We start from the raw sequence: 2,244 nt of genomic DNA on the forward strand, positions 1-2,244 counted from the left end.
ATAAGCCTGCTGCAAGCACAGGGCAACCATTAGGCAAAAGTCTACTTTTGACGCAAAAAAGTCTACTTTTGACGCATGGTTGCTATCCTGCATGGGTAATCAATTCCCATGCTTCCATTTTAAAAAAATAGAGTGGGGGATATTAAATAAAACGCTCGCGCAAGCGAGGGGTTTGTTTAATCGAGAAGCAACTGAAAGTTGCCGCCCAACAAGGGTGAAATGGAGCCAAATGGCTCCATTTCACCCTTGTTGGGCTATCCTGCATCAACCCCCACTCAGCCCTTGCCGTACATAGCTCGTTTCGGTTTTTTAAAATCAAAAAAAGACACCCTTAAAACCCTATTGAGGTTTTTGAATGTTGCGCTGATTAAAATCGGTGAGACGAAAGACCATAAATAAACCTGATAAAAACAATCAGGAGAATATTTAAGATAGGGGCGTAAGGAGAAACATTAACAGGGTTATAAAATTACGCTTCCTCGCTTTGAAAGACTTCGCTATTCAAAGACTGTGGCGAGCGTTGGCGGCATATTTTTAGGGCATGATGGATTAAGCATGACAGGGGAAAGAAAACCGAAAGAGGCACGCCCTACAAAAAAACAAGGGCGTTTTTCCATAGGCTCCGCCCCCCTGATGAGTTTCACAAAAACAATGCGTTTTCGGTACTCTAATCAGTAGGCGGCGAAACCCGACACAGCTATCAAGATGCTAGACGTTTCCCTCTAGCGGCTCCCTCGTGCGCTCCTGTGTTCCCGTCTTATGGTTTGCCGGTGTCTATCCGCAATTATGGCTGCGGTTTCTCATACCACGCCTGACACTCAACTCCACTTAGACAGTTCGCTCCAAGCTGGGCTATATGCACGAACCCCCCGTTAAGCCCGACTACCGCGCCTTGTAAGGTAACTATTTCTCTTGAGTCCAACCCTTACAGACACGCAAAAACGCCACTGGCGGTAGCCATTGGTAAAGGGTTTCTAAGACTTTTACAGTGATTACGCTTGAGAAGTATTGCGAGAGAATTCAGAGGTGTTAAACTGAAGAAACTCGGTAACTGCTTACTTGTTCTAGGCATTACCACGGTAATCGGTCGCCAAAACCTTTTACCAAACGGAAAACTGAAGGTGGTACTTCACTTTCCCGATCAACCCACCTTCACGGTGGGTTTTTTCGTTTTACGCCCTTTGAAGATGGATCACAAGAACAAACAACAAAAAAGGGTTAATTTTCACACGGTTTGCGATGGCGATTACCTATGGGCCATTGGAAACGCCGAAAAATGACGCTTCCAAGCGTTAGCCTGGAAGGGGGATTTTTTGGCGTTGGACAAGCGAAGCGCGTCAGATTTGAGATAAAAAAGTGCGGTTTCACGTTCAAGAGCTGCCCCCTTCGGAGTCACTCTTGAGCGTTCTCATTGATCATGGTCACGTCAAGCGTGAGGCACTACTGAGTAGCTATCTGGGAAAGCTAAAATCCTGTCGCAGAAAAAACATGACGACCTCGAAGACTTAACTGTAACTTGATAGAAGGAATCCAATAACTGGCACCATAGCTATCGTCAGCTTTAGAATAACAAAGACCAACCCCACGCTCTCCATCACTACGCTGTATCAGTCCATTATCGGTCAACGATTTCATTTGAAATTTAAACTCTTCCGAATCAATATCGAAACCTAATTCTTTAAAAGAATTGATGTCTAACTGTGCATAATTTGCCTCTTTGAAAATGGCAAAAATAGAGTCGTTATAAAAACTGTTTTGATTCATGTTAAGTCCTAAATATCAGTTGATTTAAAAATCATACACCTAGGAACCAATGATCGCAAGTTATTGTTTTTATTATGCTTTTGCATAATATCGAATTTTATTTAACATAATGGCGTATTTCACGCACCGCCAAAATGCGCTCAGGGCGTTTTAACGCCCTAACCCATAAAATCCCACACCTCACCCTCTAAAACGGCTCAAAATCGCTTAGATAAATTTTGAGGCGATGAATCGTTATGCGCCGAAGTGACTAGCGACTGAATTCAGGGGAATTCGATACCCAACCCACTAAAACACCACCCGATCACCTCTTTAAAAATGGAGATCGGGCAGCTTTTTTTATATCGGGATAATCAAAGTTACCGTTCAATTTAAAATCAGCATGGGATATTTTTTTGATTTTATAAGCCTGCTGCAAGCACAGGGCAACCATTAGGCAAAAGTCTACTTTTGACGCAAAAAAGTCTACTTTTGACGCAT

General features: G+C 43.1%; 1 protein-coding gene. It reads right to left on the reverse strand.

The genetic code is table 11. The annotated features are described in order from the left end of the window. Nucleotides 1-1,464: 1,464 nt before the first annotated feature. Complete coding sequence (locus HGT73_RS14485) at nt 1,465-1,764, reverse strand: hypothetical protein (RefSeq protein ID WP_214215963.1); 300 nt, start codon at nt 1,762-1,764, stop codon at nt 1,465-1,467. Nucleotides 1,765-2,244: the final 480 nt, after the last annotated feature.

Origin of the sequence: Rosenbergiella australiborealis (genome assembly GCF_018494035.1) — a bacterium.
Lineage (GTDB): Bacteria > Pseudomonadota > Gammaproteobacteria > Enterobacterales > Enterobacteriaceae > Rosenbergiella > Rosenbergiella australiborealis.